The sequence below is a fragment of the Agromyces sp. NPDC057865 genome, assembly GCF_042796995.1.
Lineage (GTDB): Bacteria > Actinomycetota > Actinomycetes > Actinomycetales > Microbacteriaceae > Agromyces.
Genome location: NZ_JBHVMJ010000005.1, coordinates 1 through 17,288, shown reverse-complemented (window position 1 = coordinate 17,288; position 17,288 = coordinate 1). Strand labels below are relative to the sequence as shown.

The 17,288-nt window shown below is 66.9% G+C and carries 16 protein-coding genes; 7 read left to right on the top strand and 9 right to left on the bottom strand.

What is annotated here, in order from left to right; translation table 11 throughout:
- Nucleotides 1-24 precede the first annotated feature (24 nt).
- Together ACFVN5_RS18855 and ACFVN5_RS18850 are read right to left on the bottom strand one after the other, a co-directional pair.
- A complete protein-coding gene (locus ACFVN5_RS18855) occupies nt 25-981 on the bottom strand; it encodes an alpha/beta fold hydrolase (protein ID WP_376957303.1) in 957 nt (318 codons plus the stop codon).
- Nucleotides 982-1,009: 28 nt separating this feature from the next.
- Complete coding sequence (locus ACFVN5_RS18850; RefSeq protein WP_376957301.1) at nt 1,010-1,873, bottom strand: alpha/beta fold hydrolase; 864 nt, start codon at nt 1,871-1,873, stop codon at nt 1,010-1,012.
- 351 nt (nt 1,874-2,224) lie between these two features.
- On the opposite strand from ACFVN5_RS18850, the gene ACFVN5_RS18845 reads away from it, so the two are divergent.
- Entirely contained in the window at nt 2,225-4,090 is a 1,866-nt protein-coding gene (locus tag ACFVN5_RS18845) for a potassium transporter Kup (RefSeq protein ID WP_376957299.1), read from the top strand.
- 101 nt (nt 4,091-4,191) lie between these two features.
- Here the strand turns inward: ACFVN5_RS18845 and ACFVN5_RS18840 are convergent, their stop codons facing one another.
- Nucleotides 4,192-5,409 (bottom strand): epoxide hydrolase family protein, encoded by a 1,218-nt coding sequence (locus tag ACFVN5_RS18840; protein WP_376957298.1) that lies wholly within the window; start codon nt 5,407-5,409, stop codon nt 4,192-4,194.
- 178 nt (nt 5,410-5,587) lie between these two features.
- Nucleotides 5,588-6,502: an alpha/beta fold hydrolase gene (locus ACFVN5_RS18835; protein WP_376957296.1), complete on the bottom strand. Its 915-nt coding sequence runs from the start codon at nt 6,500-6,502 to the stop codon at nt 5,588-5,590.
- Nucleotides 6,503-6,680: 178 nt separating this feature from the next.
- Between ACFVN5_RS18835 and ACFVN5_RS18830 the strand changes: the two genes are divergently transcribed.
- On the top strand, nt 6,681-9,488 hold the full coding sequence (locus ACFVN5_RS18830; RefSeq protein ID WP_376957294.1) for an AAA family ATPase: 2,808 nt from the start codon (nt 6,681-6,683) through the stop codon (nt 9,486-9,488).
- Between the two features lie 39 nt (nt 9,489-9,527).
- On the opposite strand, the gene ACFVN5_RS18825 is transcribed toward ACFVN5_RS18830, so the two are convergent.
- Both ACFVN5_RS18825 and ACFVN5_RS18820 read right to left on the bottom strand, forming a co-directional pair.
- A complete protein-coding gene (locus tag ACFVN5_RS18825; protein WP_376957292.1) occupies nt 9,528-10,373 on the bottom strand; it encodes an alpha/beta hydrolase in 846 nt (281 codons plus the stop codon).
- A 100-nt stretch (nt 10,374-10,473) separates the two neighbouring features.
- A complete protein-coding gene (locus ACFVN5_RS18820; protein WP_376957290.1) occupies nt 10,474-11,217 on the bottom strand; it encodes a hypothetical protein in 744 nt (247 codons plus the stop codon).
- A gap of 311 nt (nt 11,218-11,528) precedes the next feature.
- On the opposite strand from ACFVN5_RS18820, the gene ACFVN5_RS18815 reads away from it, so the two are divergent.
- The 3 genes from ACFVN5_RS18815 (at nt 11,529) to ACFVN5_RS18805 (ending at nt 13,351) form a co-directional block, all read left to right on the top strand.
- Complete coding sequence (locus ACFVN5_RS18815) at nt 11,529-12,248, top strand: hypothetical protein (RefSeq protein WP_376957288.1); 720 nt, start codon at nt 11,529-11,531, stop codon at nt 12,246-12,248.
- 42 nt (nt 12,249-12,290) lie between these two features.
- On the top strand, nt 12,291-12,800 hold the full coding sequence (locus tag ACFVN5_RS18810) for a PaaI family thioesterase (RefSeq protein ID WP_376957286.1): 510 nt from the start codon (nt 12,291-12,293) through the stop codon (nt 12,798-12,800).
- Between the two features lie 86 nt (nt 12,801-12,886).
- The gene (locus tag ACFVN5_RS18805; RefSeq protein ID WP_376957284.1) at nt 12,887-13,351 is read left to right on the top strand and encodes a YdeI/OmpD-associated family protein; all 465 of its coding nucleotides are present in this window, start codon (nt 12,887-12,889) and stop codon (nt 13,349-13,351) included.
- Between the two features lie 223 nt (nt 13,352-13,574).
- On the opposite strand, the gene ACFVN5_RS18800 is transcribed toward ACFVN5_RS18805, so the two are convergent.
- Complete coding sequence (locus tag ACFVN5_RS18800) at nt 13,575-13,856, bottom strand: hypothetical protein (protein WP_376957282.1); 282 nt, start codon at nt 13,854-13,856, stop codon at nt 13,575-13,577.
- Nucleotides 13,857-13,986: 130 nt separating this feature from the next.
- On the bottom strand, nt 13,987-14,268 hold the full coding sequence (locus tag ACFVN5_RS18795; protein ID WP_376957280.1) for a hypothetical protein: 282 nt from the start codon (nt 14,266-14,268) through the stop codon (nt 13,987-13,989).
- 553 nt (nt 14,269-14,821) lie between these two features.
- On the opposite strand from ACFVN5_RS18795, the gene ACFVN5_RS18790 reads away from it, so the two are divergent.
- Entirely contained in the window at nt 14,822-15,214 is a 393-nt protein-coding gene (locus tag ACFVN5_RS18790; RefSeq protein WP_376957278.1) for a hypothetical protein, read from the top strand.
- Nucleotides 15,215-15,706: 492 nt separating this feature from the next.
- Here the strand turns inward: ACFVN5_RS18790 and ACFVN5_RS18785 are convergent, their stop codons facing one another.
- Complete coding sequence (locus ACFVN5_RS18785; protein ID WP_376957276.1) at nt 15,707-16,195, bottom strand: hypothetical protein; 489 nt, start codon at nt 16,193-16,195, stop codon at nt 15,707-15,709.
- Nucleotides 16,196-16,941: 746 nt separating this feature from the next.
- On the opposite strand from ACFVN5_RS18785, the gene ACFVN5_RS18780 reads away from it, so the two are divergent.
- Nucleotides 16,942-17,288 (top strand): hypothetical protein (locus tag ACFVN5_RS18780; protein ID WP_376957274.1); only part of this gene is annotated, 347 nt, incomplete at its 3' end.

Below are 17,288 nucleotides of genomic sequence, written 5' to 3'. Positions count from 1 at the left end.
GGTGGCTGCCGATTCGGCTCGCGATCACTGCTGCATGTTCCCGACGTCGATGATCGCCTGCGCGAACGCGGCGGGCGCTTCCTGCGGCAGGTTGTGGCCGACGCCTCTTGTGATCACCCGATGCGCATACGGCCCGGTGAACTTCGCCGCGAAGGCGGAGGCATCCGGATGGGGCGCACCGTTGGCATCGCCCTCGAGGGTGATCGTAGGTACGGAAATCCGGGGGGCCTGGGCCAGGCGGTCCTCCACTTCGGCGTAGCGCGGATCGCCGTCCGCGAGACCGAGGCGCCAGCGGTAGTTGTGGATCACGATGTCGACGTGGTCGGCGTTGTCGAGTGCGACGGCGCTGGCCTCGAAGGTCGCGTCGTCGAATGCCCATTGCGGCGACGCGAGTCGCCAGACCAGCTTCGCGAAGTCGCGGCGGTACCGGTCGTAACCGGCCCGTCCGCGCTCGGTGGCGAAGTAGTACTGGTACCACCACTGCAGCTCCGCTTCCGGCGGCAACGGTACTGCTCCGGCCGCCTGGCTGCCGATGAGGTAGCCGCTCACGGAGACGAGCCCGATCGTGCGCTCGGGGTGCAGCACCGCAAGGATGTCGGCGGTGCGGGCGCCCCAGTCGAACCCGCCGACGATCGCATGTTCGATGCCGAGCGCATCGAGGAACGCGATGGCATCCGCCGCGAGTATGGATTGCTGCGCGTTGCGAGGGGTGCCCGCATCGCGGAAGACGGTTCCGCCGTGTCCACGCAGGTATGGAGCGAGCACCCGGTATCCGGCTTCGGTGAGACGCGGTATGACCTCGGCGAAGCTCCGAATGTCGTACGGCCAGCCGTGGAGCAGCAGCACGGTCGTGCCATCGCTGGGGCCGGCATCGACGTAGGCGATGTTCAGCTCGCCCGCGTCGACGTGGCGCAGCTCGCCGAACCCGTTGGCGGTGTCCGGCGACGCGCCGCTCGACAGCGGTGAGGAGATGTCGGACATTCTGGTTTCCTTTCGTGTCGGATGCGCTTCAGAGCGAGGCGAGAGCCTCGCGGAGCGCGATCAGCCAGGCACCGGCGGTCGTGGGAACGGTGTAGGAGCCGTGGTGGCCAGGGAAGGTCGTGAACGGAACGCGAAGCTCGTCGGCGATTCGGCGCGACGTGCGACCGAACGGAAGGTCGAGGCTCAGCTCGCCGGCGCCGAGCACGACCTTGACGCCGTTCTCCGCGATGGCGGCGAGGTCGGGCGCGTAGTTCGTGAGCGGCAGCATCTGGTACTTCACGTAGAAGTCGGCGAAGTCGAATCCGGGTAGGGCGTCGGCGTTCGGGCGGATGGCGTCGATCTCGGCCTGCGTGAACGGCTCGCCCGCGTTGAACGGCAGCTGCGTGAGCAGGAGGAAGTCCAGGAACGCTTGCTTCGGTCCTTCGGTCCATGCGGTTCGGTAGATCTCGGCGACCTTTCGCTGGAACACGTCGGCGTCGGGTAGGACGCGGATCACGGGAGGCTCGTGCAGGACGAGGCCCTCAACACTGTCCGGGTGATTCTTCGCGAGCTCGAGTCCGACTTCGGCTCCCGCACTGTTTCCGAACATGAGTGCGCGCTCGAATCCCGCGGCGTGCAGGACTTCGACGACGTCGCCGGCCTGCTGGCCGATTTCGTACCGCCGCGGCTCACGTCCTGTGCTCCGTCCGAATCCGCGGGGGTCATATGTGATCACAGTGCGATCGATGGACAGCGGGTCGGCGATCAGGCCGTAGGCGGTCGCGTCACCCGGTGTTCCGGGCAGCAGCACGATCGGGTCTCCGCTTCCGCGGACGTCGAATACGAGGTCGTCGCCTTGGACGGCGACCCGGTCGGTCCGAGTCGTGCTGGTGATGGTGTTCTGGGTAGGCATGGTCGTTCTCCTTCTGAGTTGGGATGAGCGGTGACCTCACGGCCGACCGATCCTTCGCCCGGACCAGATCGTTCCGAGCTCGCAACTACGATCTCTCCCGTGTGCGCGCATGGCGCCCGGGTCACTCCCGGGCCGATGCCCGGGTCCCGGTCAGCTGCTTTCCCGACGCATCCGCGACCATCCGATCAATCTCGGATACCCTCGCAAGTCTCGGACGCGGACGCCCGCAACTCCCAGCATTGACGCCGCGCGTGAAGGGGAGGAATCTGATCACCGCCACTGGGAGGCGACATGACTGCAACGACATCGCGTACCGATGCGAGGGTTGGGCTCGGCAGGTTGGCCTTGGGCGTGGGCGCGCTCGGAGTCGTGTTCGGTGACATCGGCACGAGCCCGATCTACACGATGCAGACCGTGTTCAACCCCGAGGACCCGCATCCCGTGCCGGTGTCGACCGACAACGTCTACGGCATCGTCTCGCTCATCTTCTGGTCGGTCACGATCATCGTGACGATCGCCTACGTCGGGTTCATCCTCCGCGCCGACAACGAGGGCGAGGGCGGCATCATGGCGCTGCTCACGCTGGTCGGCCAGAAGACCGCGGCGGGCAGCCGGCGGGTGAAGTCGATGCTCGTCGCGCTCGGGATCTTCGGCGCGGCGCTGTTCTTCGGCGACAGCATGATCACCCCGGCGATCTCGGTGCTCTCGGCGGTCGAGGGAGTGAAGGTGGCCGCGCCGACCCTGGCCGACTGGGTGATCCCGATCACCGTCGTCATCATCATCGCGCTGTTCCTGGTGCAACGCTTCGGCACCGGTGCGGTCGGCCGCGCGTTCGGTCCGATCATGATCGTGTGGTTCGTCGCGATCGGTGCCCTCGGGATCCTGGGGATCACTCGTGAGCCGGAGATCCTGCTCGCCCTGTCGCCGACGTATGCGATCGGGTTCGGCGTTGCGAATCCGGGGATCGCATTCTTCGCCCTTGCGGCGGTGGTGCTCGCGATCACCGGCGCCGAGGCGTTGTACGCCGACCTCGGTCACTTCGGTCGGAGTCCCATCGCTCGAGCATGGCTGGTCCTCGTGTTCCCGGCCTGCGTGCTCAGCTACTTCGGACAGGGTGCGCTCGTGCTCGACGATCCGGCGACGCTCGCGAGTCCGTTCTTCATGCTCATCCCCGAGCCCCTGCAGCTTCCCATGGTCGTGCTCGCGACGGCGGCGACGGTCATCGCGTCGCAGGCCGTGATCACCGGCGCGTTCTCGGTCGCGCGTCAGGCCGTGCAGCTCGGGTACCTGCCGCGCCTGCGCATCGAGCACACGTCATCGCATCGGATCGGGCAGATCTACGTGCCGATCATCAACTGGATCCTGCTGGTGGCGGTCATCGTCCTGGTGCTCACGTTCCAGGAGTCGGCGGCGCTCGCGTACGCGTTCGGCATGGCCGTGACGGGCACGATCATCATCAGCACCACGCTCTTCCTGTACTACGCGCGGAAGGCGTGGCGATCGCCACTCTGGCTCGTCATCGTCGCCGGCGGGCTGCTGCTCGCGTTCGAGGGGCTCTTCTTCGCCGCGAACCTCACCAAGCTCACCCACGGCGCGTGGCTGCCGCTGGCGATCGGCATCGTCGCCTTCACCATCCTCATGACCTGGTACCGCGGACGCCAGCAGGTCACGACGCAGCGGGAACTCGAGGAGGGACCGCTCTCCACATTCCTCGAGGAACTGCACGACCGTCGGATCCCGGTCGTACGCGTTCCCGGCACAGCCGTGTTCCTCAACCGCAGCGCCGACACGACCCCGCTCGCCATGCGCGCCTGCGTGGAACACCTCCACTCCCTGCATGAGCACGTCGTGATCCTCTCGATCGAGACCGCGCAGACGCCCACGGTCGCAGCCGACGAACGCCTCACCACCGATGGCCTGCGCTTCACCGACGACGGCATCGTGCTCGTCCGCGCCCGGTTCGGCTACATGGAGGCGCCCGACGTGCCCGCCACGCTCCGGACGCTGCAGAGCGACGACCCCGAGATCCCGCACGATCTCGAGGACGCCTCCTACTTCCTGTCCACCATCGATCTGCACCGCAGCAACGTTCCCGGTCTCGCACAATGGCGCGCGACCCTCTTCCTCGCAACTGCACGCGGCGCCGCGGATGCCGCGCAATACTTCAACCTTCCCCGCGAGCGCACCATCCTGATGGGATCACGCGTCGAAGTCTGACGACCGAGAGGGGAGCCCGACCGCGTCATGACGCCCGAGGCCGGTGACCCCGATCTCGGGCTCACCGGCCTCTCCCTGGATGATGGGGCCTCGATCTTGACTCACCGAAGGGTCCGGAAGGAGTCTCGGATCTCCTGCGAGAACAGCTCGGGCTGTTCCCACGCCGCGAAGTGCGTGCCGCGGTCGAGCCTGTTGAAGTGGATGAGGTTCGGGTAAGCGGCAGTCGCCCAGCTCCGCGGAGCCGCGTAGATCTCGTCGGGGAAGACACTGACCGCGGTCGGCAGCGTCACGCCCTTCGGCGCGAAGAACGCGAGCTTGCTCTCCCAGTACAGCCGTGCCGAGGAAACCGCCGTGTTCGTGAGCCAATACAGGGTCACGTTGTCCAGGACGTCGTCGGGAGTGAGGCCTTCGGGTTCTCCGGCGAACGCCCGTGCGATCATCGCGTAGCTGCTGGCGTCATGGTCGAGCATCCAGGCCGCGAGCCCGACCGGCGAGTCCCCGATCGAGTAGAGCGTTTGCGGCCGGTTGGCCATCTCCTGCGCGTACCCGAGCCCGTGCGCGTAGAAGAACGCGAGCTGGTCCCACGCTCCACGCTCCTCGGGGGAGAGGTCGGCGGGCGCCGGGTCGCCGTTGTCCAACGCCGCCTGGATCGCGGTCGGAACGGTCGCGGGCATGTTGGTGTGGATGCCGACGAGCCCGTCGGGCTCGAGCAGCGCCATCTGCTCGGTCACGGCGTTGCCCCAGTCACCGCCCTGGCCGACATAGCGCTCGTACCCGAGCCGTCGCATCAGCTCGATCCACGCTTTCGCGATGCGGATCGGGTCCCAGCCGGGTTCGGTGGGCGTGCCCGAGAAGCCGTGCCCGGGCAGCGACGGGATGACGAGGTCGAACGCATCCACGGCGCTCCCGCCGTGCGCGGTGGGATCCGTGAGCGGACCCACGATCTTCAGCTGCTCGATGATCGAACCCGGCCAGCCGTGCGTGACGATCATCGGCAGGGCACCCTCATGCGCTGAGCGCACGTGGATGAAGTGGATGTCCACGCCGTCGATGCGGGTGATGAACTGCGGCAGCCGGTTCAGGCGGGCCTCCACGGCTCGCCAATCGTGACCGTTCAGCCAGCGTTCGGCCAGCGCCTTCACGACGTCGAGCTGCACGCCCTGCGAGGCGTCGCCGACGATCTCCCGTTCCGGCCAGCGCGTCTCCCGCACGCGGCGGTGCAGGTCGTCGAGGTCCGACTGCGGGAATCCGATCGTGAATGGACGGATCGACGCGTCGTCGTGGTTGTTCGCCTCTGACCGAGGCTCAGTCGTGCTCATGATGTACTCCTCATGGATTGCAGGCGAGTGGGACGGTCCGCCTCGCCGTTGATGAAGGTGTCTTCTCGCGGGGCCCGCGCCCCGATCCGGGTGGCCGCCGCCAGGTGTTGCCGGCGGCGGCCCACACGGTGTTCGGGGTCGTGCTGCCTTGGATGAGCCGCCCTTTCGGGCGACTGGTTCATCGGCTGGTCTGGCGCCCGAGGGCGGGGGAGAGGAAGTCGATGAGCAGGTGGTTCACGCGCTCAGCCTCGTCGTGGTGCACCCAGTGCGACGCGTCCGGCAAGCGCTCGACTCCGTAGAGGTTGGGGACGTCCTCGATGTGCGGCTCAGCGAGCGTCGGGCCGAGGTACCGATCGCCCTGTCCCCAGATGACCAGGGTGGGCGCCGAGATGGGAAGCACCTTCTGCTTCGAGCCCAGGCGGACGGCGGCGCGGTAGTAGTCGATCATCGCCTTCGCGGCCCCGGGCTGGGACCACGCCTCGACGTACCGCTCGTTCTCCTGCTCCGTGTACGACGGGCGAGCGTCCCGCTGGAAGCCCTTGAAGAACTTCCACCCGTTGCGGGCGGCACGACGCTCGGGCGACCCGGGCAGCTGGAAGTAGAAGAAGTACCAGCTGCGGAGGAGCTGACGCGGGCTCTTCAGCCCCTCGTTCAGCTTGCGCGGGTGAGCCGCGTTCAGGATGACGAGGCGATCGACGACCTCTGGGTGGTTCATCGCGAGGGTCCACGCGACCGATCCGCCCCAGTCGTGGCCGACGACCATCGCCGACTCGGTACCGATCTCACGGATGAGGCCTCGGATGTCGGCTGCCGGCTTGTCCGCCGTGTAGTCGGTGAACTCGGCGGGCTTCGACGACAGGTTGTAGCCGCGCATGTCCGGCGCGACGACTCGGTAGCCGGCCTTGACGAGCGCTGCGATCTGCAGCCGCCAGCTGTACCAGAACTCCGGGAAGCCGTGGAGCAGGACCACGAGCGGTCCGGCACCCGCCTCGACATAGTGCAGGTTGACGTCGCCGATCTGGGCGTAGCCATCGCGAAGGGTGGTCTCCGTGTCGATCGCCCAGCTGGTGACGGTGTTGGTTGTGGTGTTCATCATGATCCCCTTCCAAGAGATCTCGTTGTGATGCCACCAACATTCGTCCGGACGCGACGGCGTCGCGCCCGGGCGATGCCCGGGTCCAGGTCCCCGGCCGCGCCCGGGTCTGAAACATCCAGACCTCTTGCCTGCGCAGACCCCGATCTCTACTGTCGGAACCGGCGGTGGGATGCACATGAGTATCGAGGCGAGCCGCGCACTGCGAGGCAGGCGCGACGAGTGTGCTGAGCTGGACCGACTCCTGGCGAGCGCGGCCTCCGGGAACAGTGAGGTCCTCGTGCTCCGCGGCGAGGCCGGCGTCGGGAAGTCCGCCCTGCTCGGATACCTCGCGCAGCGCGCGAACGGGTTCGTGATCTCGCGAGCCACAGGCGTGGAGTCCGAGGTCGACCTCTCCTTCGCGATCCTGCAGCAAGTGTGCACACCCTTCCTCGATGCCGCACCTCACCTTCCCGAGCCTCAGCGACACGCCCTCGACACAGCCTTCGGATCACGCGGGGGAGAGCGTCCTGATCGATTCCTGGTCGGGCTCGCTGTACTGGGTCTCTTCGCGGAGGTGGCTGAGACGACCCCCGTGCTCTGCATCCTCGACGATGCGCAATGGATCGATACCGTGTCCGCCCAGGTGCTGACCTTCGTGTCCCGACGCTTGGCCGCGGAGCGAATCGCGATCGTCTTCGCCGTCCGCGATTCCGGCATCCCGAGCGCGCAGGGCGATGCGTTCGATGCCATCCCGGCCCTCGGCGTCCACGGCCTCGCCGAGGAAGATGCCGCAGACCTGCTCGATTCGGTTGTGGCGGGGCCATTCGATCAGCGAGTACGAAGCCGCATCCTCGCGGAAGCGCGTGGCAACCCACTCGCCCTCGTCGAGCTGCCGCTCGAGCTCGATCGTCCGGAGTTCGGCTTCGGAATCGTGGCCGTCGAGCGCGGCTCGCTCTCCAGTCGGATCGAATCGGGCTTCGCCCGCCGCATGGAAGAGCTTCCTGCAGCCACGCGCGAGTTGCTGCTGATCGCAGCCGCGGAACCGATGGGGGATGTGACCCTGCTGTGGCGAGCCGCGACGCTCGCGGCCATCCCGGTTGCTGCCGCCGAACCTGCACAGGATGCGGGCCTTCTGGAACTGGGCGGTCAGGTTCGATTCCGCCACCCACTGATGCGGTCGGCGGTCTATCGCGCAGCCACCGAGCGGGATCGGAGGAAGGCGCACCAGGTCCTCGCCGAAGCGATGATCGGCGATGCGAATGCGGATTGCAGGGTATGGCACCAGGGCGTGGCCGCGAGCGGTCTGGACGAAGACGTCGCAGCGGACCTCGAACTCGCCGCAGAACGAGCGCAATCGCACGCTGGCTGGGCGTCGGCCGCTGCGTTCCTCGAACGATCGATGGAACTGACCCCCGACCCCGGACGGCGTGCTCGCCGGGCCCTCGCCGCCGCGTCTGCGCGACTTCAGGCCGGATCCACCGACAGGGCGCACGCGATGCTCGCGCTCGCCCGCACCGGACCGCTCAGCGACCTGGATGACGCCCGAGCGCAACTGCTCGGAGCACAGATCTCGTTTGCTTCGACGCGCGGTCGCGAAGCTCCATCGCTCCTGCTTCTCGCGGCGAAAAGGCTCGAGCCCCTGAACGCGCCCCTTGCGCGAGCGACCTATCTCGATGCGTTCACGGCCGCGCTGTTCGCCGGGCGCCTGGCAGACGTCGGTGCAGCACTCGATGACGTGGCTCGGGCGATCATCGATGCACGCTGGAACGATTCCGGGAGACGACGGCCCTCGGCTTCAGAACTGCTCCTCGATGGGCTCGCGACCCTTGTCGAACAGGGGTACGCCGCCGGCGTCCCGATCCTTCGCCGCGCACTCGACGCAATGCGGAGCGAGCCGTTCAGCGACGAAGACGCTCTGCGATGGCTGTGGCCGGCCGCCCGCGCGGCGCGCGCGCTGGGCGATGACCTCAGCTGGTTGGAGCTCACCGATCGACAGGTCGAACTCGCGCGACGCACCGGCGCGCTCGCGATGCTGCCCATCGCCCTCATGGAGCGAGTCAGCGTCGAGCTGTTCACCGGGGATCTCGCAGCGGCGCTCGCGCTGGCCGTCGAGGCGGAGGCGGTGACGACGGCCACGGGCAACGAACTGAGCCCGCACATCGCGTTCCTGCTCGCCGCGTGGCGTGGAAACGAGAGGGAGGCGCGCGCGCTCATCGACGCCAGCCGCTCCGACGTCACGGCACGCGGTGAGGGCATCTGGCTCATGGGCACGGAACTGACGAGCTCGGTCTTCCTGAACAGCTACGGGCGCTACGAAGAAGCCCTGGCTGCGGCGGAGCGTGCGGCCGAGCATCCGTTCGAACTCGGTTTGTCGACCTGGGTCTATCCGGAACTGATCGAGGCGGCGGTACGCGTAGACCAGGCTGACCGAGCAATTCCCGCGGTCGACCACCTGGCCGAGATCGCCGACGTCAGCGCCAGCGATTGGTCGCTCGGCGTCTTGGCGCGTTGCCGCGCACTGCTCGCCGGCGATGACGCCGCCGAGGCCTGGTACCGCGAGTCGACGGATCGGCTCGGTCGCACGCGCATCCGCATGGCGCTCGCCCGGACGCAGCTGCTCTACGGCGAATGGCTCCGCCGCACCGGCCGGCGCGTCGACGCGCGCGAACAATTGCGCCCGGCCCTCGAGTTCTTCACCGAGGCGGGCATGGAAGGATTCGCCGACCGCACGCGACGCGAATTGGCCGCGACCGGCGAGACCGTTCGCGCACGCAGGTTCGACACCGCGAACGAACTCACTGCACAGGAGGCGCTCATCGCCCGGCTGGCCGTGGAGGGCCGAAGCAATCCCGAGATCGGGGCTCAACTCTTCATCAGCCCGCGCACCGTCGAGTGGCATCTCGGGAAGGTCTTCACCAAGCTCGGTGTCGAATCCCGGAAGGGCCTGCGGGCGATGCTGGGACAAGGTGGGCCGGGGCTGGGGTTCGCTGCACTCTCCGGCTGAGGTGGTTCCGTACGGACCGCGAACGGACGGGCAGAACGGCTAGTTGAGCCGCATCCCGGCTTCCCGTGCTTCTTCCTCGGCCTTCAGGGCCCAATCGAGTGCGAAGTCCGCGAGGGCCTCCCATTCGGGGATCGCGGGCAGGAGATGTGGTCCGTCGCGCTCCACGATCTCGGTGACCGTCCCTTCCGCCTTGTAGTGCTTGGCGTTCGAATGGCCCACCTTCGGCGGGAACAGCGGGTCCTGCTTCCCTGAGATGAACAGCAGCGGCGGCCGCGCGTCATTGTGGTAGTTCACGTACGTGTCGTCCTTGCCCGGATGGATGTTCGCGAGCGCGCTTCCCCAGAAGATCTTGCCGGAGGCCGGGATGTGGTACCGGTCGTAGAGCTCCCGGGATCGCTCCTCGCCGAACGTGTTCGCGAAGATCTCGTACCACTGCTCGGGGGTGAGGCCGACCGCCTTGTGTCGGTTCGCGGGGTTCTTCAGGACCGGGAACGACGACTTGATCTCGGACAACGGGATCACCTTGACGCCTTCGGTCGGCGCCGAGTTGATCACCACTCCGGCCGCACCGAGCCCGTGATCGAGGAGGATCTGGGTGAACGCTCCGCCTGCTGAATGGCCCATGATGATCGGCGGGCGGTCGAGTCCCCTGATCAGGTCCTCGAGCTTGCCGATGATGTCCGACACCTCGAGCTGCTCGATCGGGGTGGGATCAGCACGGAGCGCCTCGACTTCGACCTCGAACCCGGGGTACGGCGGCGTGAGTACCGTGTATCCCTTGGCTTCATAGTGCCGTTTCCAGTCCTCCCAGCTGCGTGGTGTGACCCAGAATCCGTGGATCAGCACGATCGTGTTCGGAGCCGTGTCTTCCGGCGGTGTGACCATGGCCGCCCCCCTTCATTCTTCGCCCTGTCTACCCCTCGACCGGCATGACGAGGGGAAAAGACGACGACTGTCCCGGAACCACCTTCGAGTGACCGTGCGCCTACTCGTCGAGGGAGACGTCTGAACCCAGGTACGTCACGATTCCCGGCGGGTATTCATGCCACCGATCCGTAATGTGGGCAACCGGGGGAGGCGCAGAACCCTCCCATCCGGCACCCATGGCCAACGATGGTTCGGGCAATCTCGATGTGCCGAAGATGCCGAACCGCGACGCATCTGCGGTTGTGGCAGCCGTCGGAACGATCGGCGCGGCTGAGGTCGGCGGAGGCGCAGCCGCTGGACCCGGAGGCTGGTGGGTCGTTTGCTTCTCGTGGAGGACGTGGCCGGAGTCGTCCGCCTCCTGAATCGTCACTGCCCACGTGCCGTCGGGATATCGCCGTGTGTGGATGTTGTGATGACGACCTTGCGCGTGCTGAACGAGGTCCTCCCACATGTCGAACGTTCCGAGCAGTGAGCCATCAGGGCGCACGTTCCAGGTCTTCATCACGCCGCCGTGGGACTCGAGATCGTGGCAGGGCCGCACTTCCTTGACGAGCGCGGAGCCGTCCGCGTTGTAGCGCCACGTCGTGATGTCATCCGAGCCCAGTTGCCGGTGATCGATCTCCCAAGTTCCGTCGTCGCGAAATCGGATCGAGGCTTGCGTGTCGTCGGGATACTCCAGCTCGCCCTCGGTTGCGCTGCCGCCGTCGGAGTGGAAGGTCGTGACCTGGGTCGAGCGCGTTCCGTCGTTCCACACCACGTCGAGCTGAAGCTCGACTCGCGCGCCATTCGCGTCGAAGTACACCCTGCGCTCTTCGATGTACCCGTCCCCCGGGACCTGGACCGCCCACGCGTGAAGTTGCTCGTGTCCCATCGCGGCCCCCAAGCCCACGCCTCGACGACTGTTCTCGAAGCCGAGAATACCTCAGACGGATCCTGCGGCACTATTGCTCCCCGCCCATCGGCGGGGTACGACCGACACCGGACGGATGGCCCCCGGGCGTAGCCGCCATCGGCACGCCGCAGGAGACTCTCCCGAGGACGCGGTTGTCTTCGGCCGTTCGCCGCCGCAAGCCGCGCAGGTCGCGCGCCGAGATGGTTGGGGACTGGAACCTGATGACGTCATTGCTCGAACACGTTCTGGACGCGAATGGCGCGGCCCGGTTCGCCTCCGTTTCCACCATCACGGCCACCGTCGAGTACGGCGGCACGTTCTGGGACCTCAAGGGTCACCCGAGCTTCGCCGGATCCGCGGTCGTGGAAGCCAGGGCGCACGAGCAGTGGATCCGGCAGACCGATGTCGTCGGCGGGCGACAGATGATCTTCGACAGGTCCCTGAATCGGATCATGGTGATGGATCGCAACGGCGAGGTCATCGAGGAGCTGCACGATCCTCGCCGGACCTTCGGCGGGTACACGCAGCGGTCGCCCTGGACCGAGGGGCAGATGGCGTACTTCCGTTGCTATACGACCTGGCATTACCTCGTCGAGCCGTTCGTGTTCGCCTTTCCGGGCACCACGAGCGGCGAGATCGACGAGCACGCCGAGCACGGCGAGCATTGGCGAGGGCTCTGTGTGACGTTCCCCGAGGACTTGGACAGCCACAATCAGACGCAGCTGTACTACTTCGATGACGCGTACCATCTGAGGCGAACGGACCTGCAGCCCGAGGTCAACGATTACTCCCCGACGACGCAGTACGTCGAAGACCAGGTCGAGGTCGACGGCATCACCGTCCCCACCAAGCGCCGGGTGCACACCCGCAGACTCGACAGGTCACCAGATACCCGGCGCACGCCCCTCACCGTGGATCTGAGGGACATACAGTTCAGCTAGGCGAGGCAGCGCCTGAAGCAGCGAAGGGACGGGCGGAGCAAGGTGGAACGGGAATCTTCGGACGACGCGCGCGAACGCACGATCCGTTGGAGCGAAACCGGCTCAGGACTCGCGGCGCTGCCGCGGATGTCAGGCCTCGACTTCCTGCGGGCGATTCGCGACGGTGAACTCCCGCCCGCACCGATCTCGTCGCCCATGCTGATGCAGTTGGAAGAGGTGGACGACGGACGCGTCGCATTCTCGTGTGAACCCGACGAGTCCCTCTACAACCCCATCGGCTCGGTGCACGGCGGCGTGATGTGCACGATCCTCGATTCGGCGCTCGGTTGCGCTGCGCACTCGACCCTTGCTGCAGGGAGCGGCTACACGTCGATCGAGATCAAGGTGAACTACCTCCGTCCCGTCCAGATCGCCGCCGGGAGGCTCACGGCGATCGGCCGGGTCACCAAACGGGGCAGGCGGGTCATCTTCGCAGAAGGCGAAGTCACTGACGTTCAGGGAAGCATCGTCGCCACCGCGAGCAGTTCGCTCCTCGTGTTCCCTCTCGCCTGACCCGCACGCAGTTCAGCAGCCGGCTGGGCTGGGCAACGCCCCGGGCTCGGAGTCTCTGCCCAACGCCGGGTGGCAGGATACGACCCATGGGCACGCAGCGGCGCTTCCGATCCACGGTCGCGGTCGACCGACGCGGGCGCACCGTGGTGCCGGTCCCGTTCGACCCCGACGAGGCGTGGGGTGTGAAGCCGCGCCACCCGGTGCGCGGGTCCGTCGCCGGCTGTTCGATGCGGGGCATCGTCGAGAAGCGGGAGCACGGACCTGTCATCACGCTCGGACCGTCGTGGACGAGGATCCCACTCTACGACGGGGCCGAGGTCGAGGTCGTGCTGGAACCTGAAGGACCGCAGCGTGCCGACCTAGCGCACGACATCGCCGCGGCGCTCGACGCAGCACCGGACGCCGCGGCGTTCTTCGACTCCCTGGCGCAGTTCTACCGCAATGGCTGGCTGCGGTGGATCGACTCGACGAAGCGGAACCCCGAGCAGCGTCCCGTTCGCATCGCGGAGATGATCCGGAGTCTGCAGGACGGGCGAAAGGAGCGACCGTGAGACGGGGTCGCACTGGGGGAGCTCGGCGCCGTTTCAGCTGCGGACCGTGGGTGGCTCGGGGAGCGTCCAGATCATGGCGAACGTGCCAGGGGACCCCGGGCGACTGACTGACGGAATGCCGCCCTGCCACGCGAAGGCGAGACGCTGAGTCGTCTGGTGTGCCGGCCCGTCCTTCAACGCGTTCGCCCCCGGCGACTGCGGCGGACGGGCCGACAGCCGGACGTCAGCTGGTCGCTTCGGGCATGATCGGGACGTCCTCGGCCATGATGATGAGGCCGCCGCCCTTCGACGCGGAATCCGCGAGCTTCTCAGCCCACGCGAAGTTCAACTTCGGTTCGCGGCCACCGGAGTACTCGAAGAAAATCGGGACACCATTGTCGATCCAGACCGCACGCCGCCCCTCGCCGGACGAAGCGGGAGCCTTCCAGGCCATGAAGAAGTTCTCACCACGGCGGAGCTTCACGCCGATGATCAGCTGCAGATGGGCGAGCTGTCGATCGTCCATCTCGAATTCGTGGTTTCCGTAATGCAGTTTTCCCATCATGGCCCTCCCGCGAAAAACGGTAGCGCGAGGCGCTGCCCGCAGGTGAGAACCGTCCGGGGGCTTGATCGCGTACGATGCTTCCGCTATCTGCTCACAACACGTCGATCGAGCTGAACCATGCCTCCCGTCGCCATGGCATCTCCACCGCCACGTCGCGCTCCGATGGCTCGTCCTCCACGTCGGTGACCTCGATGGAGAGGCTCACACCGGGTGAGACGAGAACACGCACCGAACGATCCGGTGTCCGAATGATCTCCACGAACCCGCCGCCGGCTCGCACCTGCTCGGTGATCCTGCCCATGATCGCATCACCGCTGTCGCCCGGAGGGAGAAAGTGATCTCGCCCCTCGATCCTGATACTCGCCTGCATCATGCGTGCTTCCCGTCTGCGCTTACGTCTGATCGATCCAGGTTCGCTGCCGCTCGATTGAGTCGCCCCCGACCGACACGTCCGTCGATTCTCAATTGCGAGACTCAAGGAGTCGGCCATCTGAGTGGCCCGGGTCAGCCCCGCAGTGCGCGATGCCCCGACCATACGGTTGTACCTCCCAGCGCACCTCGGCGCGCACCCCTTGACACGCACCACGCTCACGATCCGGTGCGACTCACCTCAGCCCCTCCATCGACGAGCGCTGGTTGGCCGTAATAGTGAAGCCCTCCAACGCTCGGTGCCTCATCACGCCATGGTGCGATTCGGGGTCACGGAGGGTCGTGCTCCTTTGACGAATGCCGAGCCGTCAAGGTTGCATCGCCAATTCGGACCCGGCTGGGAATTGCATCCTCCGACGCATGCGGCGCCGCTGCGCGATCGCATCGAGCGTCACGATCTGCCGCTCAATCGGAGGCCGCCTTCGCGCACGCTTCGTGCCCGACCCATCGCCCGCGACGTCCTTCATCTGGCGTTAACCCGGGCGTACGCTGTGCTCGTGGGCACCTTCTACTACGGAGACTCCGGCACGCCGATCGGCATCGATGATCGGGCACTCGCTCACGTCAAGATCGCCATCACCACGAAACTGCGCCGTGGTGAGAGCTTCACCCTTTCCTGGCGTCACGCCGATGATCAGCCCCGCGGACGCACCACCATCTGGCTCCACCCCTCGATCCCGGTCCGGTTCGTCTTCGACGAGCCCGAAGCGCCGGAGCTCAATCGGGACTGGCTCGAAGAGCTCATGCGGTCGGCGAACAGCACCGGCGGCATCCAACTCGTTCCGGAGCACCTGGACACCGGACCCATTCCGGTACCGGCCGATCAACCGGTACAGATCGGCGTCGACGTGCAGGAGATCACCGGTGATGGTCGGCCCGGGAATGGCTGAGCGAGCCGGTTGTGCGGTTCCGCAGATACCGCAGCCCTGAGTAGCCGCATGCCCCGCGATTCAGTAGTCGAGTCCAAGCCTTCGTACGAGGCGGAGAGATCCCGCATCTCCCACGGCGTCAAGCTCCTGACGGTGTGTCGAAGCGCAGTCGTCCGTCGCTTCAGTTCCGCGAGGAGCCCGGCCCGGGGAGGCTGAGGCCCGGTCATCGGTTCCCAGTCCTCTGCTTTGGTCGCCTTCGTGGAGGCGACCTCGACAATGGAGGGCGGCGGCGTCAAGGGGGTGGGAGTCGTGGTCATCATCCTCGTGGCAGTCGTCGGCCTCATGTTGCTGGTACGCGCCTAGGTCCCTCTCGCAGCACAGCTCCCGGGCTCGATGCCCGGCTACGTGCTCCTACGACTTCCTCTGCGGGATGGAGGACGGCAAACGGCGAAGCGCCTCTTCACGGTGAAGACCTTCCGGCTTGCAGCGATCTGCGACAACTGGCCCGACGTCCTAATCGCCCTTGCCTTTTCCCTTGCCTTCGCCGCCACCCTTCTGGTCTCCGCCCTTGTCCTTCTTCCCGGCCTTTTCCCCGTGGTTTCCGGGGTCGTCTTCCGGTCCCGAATTGCTGTCCGTCTCTGCTTGCAGTTGATCGATCTGGCCCTGCAGTTGCGCTTGCTGCTCCTGGAGTCGGATCCGTTCGGCCTCTTGTTCCGCGGCGGCGATTGCTGAATCGAGATCCTGACGAACGAGCTCCATGGCGAGGGTGATGTTCTCGAGGCGATCATCATCGATCTTCCCCGCCTTGTAAGCAGCGGCCGCCTCGGATGCCAGCGCATCGAGCTCGGCGATCGCAGTCGGCCAATCGCCGGCGGCGCTCGCTTCACTCACCGTGACGACATGCTGACGGAGACCGTCCTTCGTTTCCTGGTCGTACGACGTGGAGCAGGATGACAAGGCGAGCGCGGCGACCGCAGCCAAGGCGATCAGCTTCAAGCTCATGCGTGCACCTCTCAGGTTGAGTGGCAAGGTTACGCATCCGCCGGCACCCGGCTAACCGGGTTGACAGGCCTGTCAAGGGTCTACCAAGCGCTGAGGGGGTGACATTCGATGTGGGTGTCGGGCTCGCGGGGGAGCAGGCCCGACTGGCTGGCCCGGACTGCAGTTTCCATCCTTTACGAGTCCGGGTCAGCACGACGAGTCCGGGTCAGCACGCTCACTGCTACGCGGGTCACTCCAGCGCGACGATTGACCGTGCAGGCTGGGGCAGCGCCGGATGCCGGCGAAGGCTGATGCGCAAGTCCTGCCGCGGCACCGAAAGGGCGCCGGGTCGGCGCTGGCCCAGTCCGACAGCCCATCAGTCGATGCTCCGGCAGGCAGTGGGCTGAGTCCTCGAGTCGGAGAGCGCCGGTCGGCTCGGCGTTCCGTCGTTACTCCACGCCGAGGCATGGCACAGTGCGCGTTCCGAACTCGCGCCGCAGCGCACTCAGCGCCGCGTACCGTCCGTTGAGCCCGGTCACGCCGGGGCCTGGAGGCGTCGACGACGACGCCAAGTAGACGCGCCCCTCGAGCCGCCGTTGCGCGCGTATCCACCCGCGCGCGGGTTATACGCGCCGAGGTCGGCCATCGCAAGGGACTTCATCGGCTTCCTCGGGGCTACGTACCGTGTTCGAACCCGAACCGACGGGCTGTCGCTGCTCGATGGCGGCATCGAGCCCGTCGGCCCAGATACAGGAAGAGGGCAGACGATGACCAGCAGTTCCCTGTCGAACACGCCCGGCGGCGTCACCGCCGCCGACGACACGACCTCGGACCGGTCCGGTGATCTCCGCGACGACGTCTCCACGCTCGCTTCGGATGCCGGGGACGCCGGCCGGCACGTCGTGGACGTGGCCAAGGACGAGACCCGCTCGGTCGCGTCGGAGACCAAGGACCAGGCTCGCCGGTTCCTCGGCCAGGTGGGCGACGAGCTCAGCAGCCAGGCCGCCACGCAGCAGACGCGGTTGGCTGGCGGGCTGCGCTCGGCGGGCTCCGAGTTCTCGGAGATGGCGAGCGCCTCGACCGACTCGGGTTACGCCTCCGAGCTGGTGCGCGG

Excerpts from the sequence above, each read along its gene's own strand:
- ACFVN5_RS18785 (WP_376957276.1), bottom strand. The coding sequence starts at position 16,195 with ATGAGCTTGAAGCTGATCGCCTTGGCTGCGGTCGCCGCGCTCGCCTTG.
- ACFVN5_RS18805 (WP_376957284.1), top strand. The coding sequence starts at position 12,887 with ATGGGCACGCAGCGGCGCTTCCGATCCACGGTCGCGGTCGACCGACGC.
- ACFVN5_RS18800 (WP_376957282.1), bottom strand. The coding sequence starts at position 13,856 with ATGGACGATCGACAGCTCGCCCATCTGCAGCTGATCATCGGCGTGAAG.
- ACFVN5_RS18795 (WP_376957280.1), bottom strand. The coding sequence starts at position 14,268 with ATGATGCAGGCGAGTATCAGGATCGAGGGGCGAGATCACTTTCTCCCT.
- ACFVN5_RS18855 (WP_376957303.1), bottom strand. The coding sequence starts at position 981 with ATGTCCGACATCTCCTCACCGCTGTCGAGCGGCGCGTCGCCGGACACC.
- ACFVN5_RS18840 (WP_376957298.1), bottom strand. The coding sequence starts at position 5,409 with ATGAGCACGACTGAGCCTCGGTCAGAGGCGAACAACCACGACGACGCG.
- ACFVN5_RS18825 (WP_376957292.1), bottom strand. The coding sequence starts at position 10,373 with ATGGTCACACCGCCGGAAGACACGGCTCCGAACACGATCGTGCTGATC.
- ACFVN5_RS18815 (WP_376957288.1), top strand. The coding sequence starts at position 11,529 with ATGACGTCATTGCTCGAACACGTTCTGGACGCGAATGGCGCGGCCCGG.
- ACFVN5_RS18850 (WP_376957301.1), bottom strand. The coding sequence starts at position 1,873 with ATGCCTACCCAGAACACCATCACCAGCACGACTCGGACCGACCGGGTC.
- ACFVN5_RS18830 (WP_376957294.1), top strand. The coding sequence starts at position 6,681 with ATGAGTATCGAGGCGAGCCGCGCACTGCGAGGCAGGCGCGACGAGTGT.
- ACFVN5_RS18835 (WP_376957296.1), bottom strand. The coding sequence starts at position 6,502 with ATGAACACCACAACCAACACCGTCACCAGCTGGGCGATCGACACGGAG.